Source organism: Aquiflexum sp. (assembly GCF_977115555.1).
Genome location: NZ_CDSBKL010000281.1, coordinates 1 through 5511 on the forward strand (window position 1 = coordinate 1; position 5511 = coordinate 5511).

Genomic DNA, 5511 nt, shown 5'->3' on the forward strand with positions numbered 1-5511 from the left:
GTAGGCATCATTCTGATATCAGGCATTACTGACAATACACTTTTGATAAAACCTGAACCAAGTAAATTTCCCGGAAAAGCCTTGACCAAAAGTGCTCCCAAAGATTTTGCCTGAAAAACTTCGGTCACAGTAGCACAGCCCGGAACCCAAAAAACACCTTTCATAGTGCAATAATTGGCTACTTCTGGAATCAATGCCGGAGAAACGACAAAATCCGCCCCCATCAAATGAAACCTGTTAGCGTCTGACTCAGAAAAAACAGTTCCAATTCCCAACAACAAATCGGGATATTTCTCAGAATAAATCTTCAAAGCTTTGAATACCTCAAAAGCATTTGATTCGCGGTTTGTAAATTCAAAAACCCGAATTCCGGCATTGTATGAAGCATCTAAGACCGCCTTGGCAATCGAGATATCCCTATGATTAAATACTGGAATCATTCCTGTATCAGCCATTTTTCCAAGGATTTCTGCATGGGTTTGTTTCATTGGGATTTCTTTAGGTTAATAGGTTTTAGACTTCTTAAAATTGGTTGGGGCGAAATTGATAATTTTGGAATTATAATTCACATCAAATTTACCTCAAAAGCTTGCCTACATTTTCACCTCTTACCAGATCATTAACTTCCTCAAGAGATACAAAATTGGCATCACCTTTTATACTGTGTTTTAAGACGGATGAGGCAGTCGCAAATTCAATAGCCTCTTGGTCAGAAAAATGCAATAAGCCATAAATCAATCCGGCAATAAAGGCATCCCCACCTCCCACTCTGTCTACTATATGGGTCATTTCATAAACGTTTGAAAAAAGGATTTCTTCCCCGTTCCACAAAGTGCCTTTCAGCCTGTTATGGGAAGCAGAAACCGACTCCCTCTTTGTCTTGGTAATGTATTTGATCTGTGGGTAGTCTTTTTTGGCCTGATAGCAAGCATTTCCCCAATCATCAAGACTGATGTCCATACAATTTTCAAAATCTGATTTGCCAGCTACCAAGACATGGGTGTACCGGATAAGCTCAGGCATTACTTCCAAAGGGCTTTTCCCATATTGCCAAAGGTTCCTTCTGTAATTAATATCACCACTGATTGTCAAGCCTTTATCATATGCGACCTTAAGTGCCTTCAACGTCATGTCGGCTGCATTCTGGCTCAAGGCTGGTGTTATTCCAGTCCAATGAAACCAATCTGCTCCTTCAAAAACCTGATCCCAATCAATGTCTTTTCCATCAAAATTGGAAAAAGCCGAATCAAATCTGTCATATATGATTTTGGAAGAACGCTGCATGGAACCGTTTTCAAGAAAATATAGGCCCATCCTTCCTTCCGAAAAATAGATATAATCTGTCTTGACACCTGTCTGCCTCAAATACCGGGTAGCTGCTTTTCCGATATCATGGCTAGGAAAAGCGGTGACATGATAAGTTTCCTGTTCCCAATTGGCGAGACAGATAGAAACATTTGCTTCCGATCCGCCAAAAACAGCTTCATAAGAACTTGCCTGAACGAATCTTTCATGTCCTGGAGTACTGAGGCGCATCATTACTTCGCCTATAGTGATTATTTTTTTGCCCATTGTATAAAATGATAATCTTTCATGAAAATAAACACTTAAATTTTGTTTTCAAGAAATACAGGACATAAGTTAATGCAAACGATTTCAGGTTAGATCAAATTATACATGGCTGGCAAAACAAAAACTTTTATTCAAATCCACGAAAATGACAATGTCTTGGTCGCATTGGTGGATTTACAAGCTGGAAGCATCATAGATTTTGAAGGAAAGTCGATCAAAATGCAACAAGAAATTCAGGCAAAACACAAATTTACAATTGAGCCTCTTCCAAAAGGCGGCTTGATCTTCATGTATGGCACTGTAGTCGGTCGTACCAAAATGGATTTACCCATAGGAAGTTTGATCACAACCCAAAATACAACCCATGAAGCTGCCAATTTTGGAAAGAAAACAGAAAATTTCAAATGGAATCCACCTGATATCAGTAGGTTCAAAAACCGGACTTTTCTCGGTTATCACCGTGAAGACGGTCAGGTAGGTACTGCCAATTATTGGTTGATCATCCCTTTGGTTTTTTGCGAAAACAGGAATGTAGAAGTCATCAAGGATGCATTTAATGAAGCGCTTGGTTATGGAAAGACAAACCCGTTTAAGTCTTTGGTCAAAAACATGGTGAGTTTATTTCAGGAAGGAAAAGAAGAAGAAATAGAAAACCTGAGTGTAGAAAAAGTACAGGAAAAAAAGTCAGAAACCTTATTTCCAAACCTTGACGGCATCAAGATTTTGGACCATCAAGGGGGATGTGGCGGTACAAGGAGAGATTCCGAATCACTTTGCGCCCTTTTGGCTGGATACATCAATAACCCTAATGTGGCCGGCGCAACTGTCCTAAGCCTTGGTTGTCAAAATGCACAACCTTCAATTTTGAAAGAAAAACTCAATAAAATCAATCCGGATATTAAAAAGCCGGTCATTGTCCTGGAACAGCAAAAAGAAGGTACAGAGCAACAGCTGCTGTCAGAAGCCATAAAGAAAACCTTTTTGGGCATGGCAAAAGCAAACCATCATGAAAGGAAACCCTCACCACTCAGCAAACTGACGCTTGGACTAGAATGCGGAGGCTCGGATGGCTTTTCGGGGATTTCGGCAAATCCTGCCGTAGGATATGCATCTGACCTAATAGTTGCTCTAGGAGGGACAACCATGCTATCAGAATTTCCTGAATTGTGTGGAGTGGAACAGGAATTGATCAACCGCTGCAATACGAACGAATCAGCGGATAAATTCAGTGCTTTAATGAAAGCTTATTCGGCCTCTGCAGTCGCAGTAGGATCTGGTTTTGACATGAATCCCTCGCCGGGCAATATCAAAGATGGTTTGATCACAGATGCAATAAAATCCGCCGGAGCTGCCAAAAAAGGCGGAACTTCGCCCGTCACAGATGTGCTCGATTATGCGGAATATTTTCAGAAGCCAGGTCTCAATCTTGTCTGCACACCCGGAAATGACGTAGAAAGTACCACTGCCATGGCAGGTTCGGGGGCAAATATCATGGTTTTCACTACAGGATTGGGGACCCCTACGGGAAATCCCATTGCGCCTGTCATCAAGATATCCACCAACACGAAACTAGCCAAGCGAATGCCTGATATCATTGACATTGACACAGGAGGAATAATCTCGGGAGAAAAGAGCATTCCAGAAATGGGGGAAGAAATCTTGGAAATGATCATTAAGGTTGCTTCAGGAGAGATAAAACCCAAAGCTGTACTCCTTGGACAGGATGACTTTATTCCTTGGAAGAGAGGGGTTTCGCTGTGAAGTTAAAAAGTTCTTAAGGTTGGAAGGTTGCAAAGTTGACCCAACCTATCCAATTTTCCACAAGTCACAGCTCCTCGATTATGCTCTTCCAAATCTTGTCATCCACAGTAACACCATTTTGCATGTTTTCTTCGGAGGTTTTCATATTGTTTTCACCTGGGTACCGGATTTCTTTGTCTCCAAAGGTCAATGAACTTTTCAGGTCCCCAATAATTTGATCTAGTTTCTGATCCGACCAATCCATTATTCCCAATTTCTCGGCATCCAAACAAATAAATACCTGAGAAAGACCGGATTCCTCTCCACTTTCCCCAACCTGAAAAGTCGGATTTCCGCCTGATAAAATGGTAGCCAACATATCCAAAAGCAGGGAAAGCCCGGCTCCTTTCCACAATCCAATAGGCAATGCCAATTCATTGGAAATGACGCTTTCAGGTGATTTGGTCAAGTTTCCATTCATGTCAAATCCCGCATCAAAAGGCATATCTTTGCCTTCACGCAGATAGGTTTTCAATTTTCCATAAGAAAACTGCGACATCGCCATATCCAAGACAACATGCCCTTTTGACCTCGGAATGGCTATCACAAGGGGATTGTTACCGAGTCTGGGTTCACTCCCACCCCATGCAGGCATATTGGGTTTGGTATTGGTAAAACAGATGGCAATGCAACCGGCTTCTGCAGCCTGCCAACCGTAATTTCCTGCTCTCATCCAATGATTGGTGTTTTGCAGCGCGACAATGCCCACCCCAAATTCTTTAGAAAGATGGATCGCTCTGTCCATACATTGGTGGGCATTGAGAGGACCGGGACCGAGGTTGCCATTCCATCTTTCAAAAACGCCATAACTGTCTAGAAGACTTGATTCTGCATCTGGGTGAACAAGGTTTTTTCTGATCATTTCCAAAAAAACCGGAAAGCGGTCCAATCCATGGGAAGCAACTCCCTCCAAGCTGGCTTTGGCAAAAAGAAATGCACACAACCTAGCCCTATCTTCTGAAAACCCATTTTTAAAGAGGATTTCTTCTAAAGTTTGGATGACTTCCTGGTAGGCAACTCTCATGTTTGGTTGATTTTAGGGAATGAAATCAAAAATTCCAATAGCGTAATCACAGACTTTCCACTACCAACATTTTGGATTTGGCAGCCTGATATCGAATGTTTTTTGCTTTGGTATATTCCTCAGATGCCCACCAATCTTTGGCTTTTTGGACAGAAGGAAACTCAAGTATTACCAACCTTTCCGGATTCCAATCTCCTTCCAAGGATTCGGTTTGGGCACCACGGACTACAAATCTCCCTTCAAAGGGGACCAATGAACCGAGGGTAAGTTTTTTGTAAGATTCATACAATTCAGGGTCATGAATACTGACCTCTACAAGAACCAATGCAGGCATATTTTTTTTGTTTAGTATATCAAAGTTTAGAAAAATTCCCAGATGTTTGACATACTTTTATTTAAACTAGCATAAACCTATCTTCAATTGTAATTTTCAAACCTGATATGCCGCACTCTGACCAATTGATTTTTGGAACCAAAGTCAAAAGGCCTGTAAAAGTCCTTCAATTCGGAACAGGGAATTTCCTGCGGGGATTTGCAGACTGGATGATTGAGATTTTGAATGAAAAAACAGATTTTGACGGTGCAGTCCATATCATTCAAAGCCATGGAAAATCCATTCCCGAGGATTTTGTAAAGCAGAATTATAATTACCATGTTTTGATCAGAGGTTTCCAAAATGGAAAAACCATTGATAACCAAAAGCTTATCACTTCGATCTCCGGGGTAAGTAATCCTAATCAGGATTTTGGCTTCTTTCTGGATTTGGCCAAAAATCCCGAATTAAAGTTTATCATTTCAAATACTACAGAAGCAGGAATAGTGTTTGATCAAAATGATGATGATCCAAAAAAAATCCCATCAACTTTTCCCGGAAAATTGACTGTATTGCTTTTTGAGCGTTTTGCGTTTTTTGAAAATGACAGATCCAAAGGCCTGACAATTCTTCCATGTGAGCTAATTGAAAACAATGGCCAAAAGCTAAAAGAATATGTCATTGAATATGCCAAAATGTGGAACCTGCCCGAGGCATTTCTCCCTTGGATGGAAAGCGCTTGCATTTTTTGCAATACCCTTGTAGACCGGATTGTTCCCGGATTTCCAAAAGAGAACTTTGA

At 41.1% G+C, this 5511-nt stretch carries 6 protein-coding genes; 2 read left to right on the top strand and 4 right to left on the bottom strand.

Annotation, left to right across the window (positions count from 1 at the left end):
* Window positions 1–488: beta/alpha barrel domain-containing protein (locus ACZFYI_RS14835; protein ID WP_462524908.1), on the bottom strand; the 488-nt coding region annotated here is incomplete at its 3' end.
* A gap of 88 nt (window positions 489–576) precedes the next feature.
* Window positions 577–1572 (bottom strand): PfkB family carbohydrate kinase, encoded by a 996-nt coding sequence (locus ACZFYI_RS14840; protein ID WP_462524909.1) that lies wholly within the window; start codon window positions 1570–1572, stop codon window positions 577–579.
* 105 nt (window positions 1573–1677) lie between these two features.
* Here ACZFYI_RS14840 and ACZFYI_RS14845 point away from each other — a divergent pair, with 105 nt between their 5' ends.
* Window positions 1678–3333 (top strand): UxaA family hydrolase, encoded by a 1656-nt coding sequence (locus tag ACZFYI_RS14845; RefSeq protein ID WP_462524910.1) that lies wholly within the window; start codon window positions 1678–1680, stop codon window positions 3331–3333.
* A 64-nt stretch (window positions 3334–3397) separates the two neighbouring features.
* On the opposite strand, the gene yiaK is transcribed toward ACZFYI_RS14845, so the two are convergent.
* Together yiaK and ACZFYI_RS14855 are read right to left on the bottom strand one after the other, a co-directional pair.
* Entirely contained in the window at window positions 3398–4396 is a 999-nt protein-coding gene (gene yiaK, locus ACZFYI_RS14850) for a 3-dehydro-L-gulonate 2-dehydrogenase (RefSeq protein ID WP_462524911.1), read from the bottom strand.
* A 46-nt stretch (window positions 4397–4442) separates the two neighbouring features.
* Window positions 4443–4730 carry a DUF1330 domain-containing protein gene (locus ACZFYI_RS14855; RefSeq protein ID WP_462524912.1) on the bottom strand — a complete coding sequence of 96 codons (288 nt, stop codon included), beginning with the start codon at window positions 4728–4730 and terminating at the stop codon, window positions 4443–4445.
* A gap of 107 nt (window positions 4731–4837) precedes the next feature.
* Here ACZFYI_RS14855 and ACZFYI_RS14860 point away from each other — a divergent pair.
* On the top strand, window positions 4838–5511 hold a 674-nt coding region (locus tag ACZFYI_RS14860), incomplete at its 3' end, for a mannitol dehydrogenase family protein (RefSeq protein ID WP_462524913.1).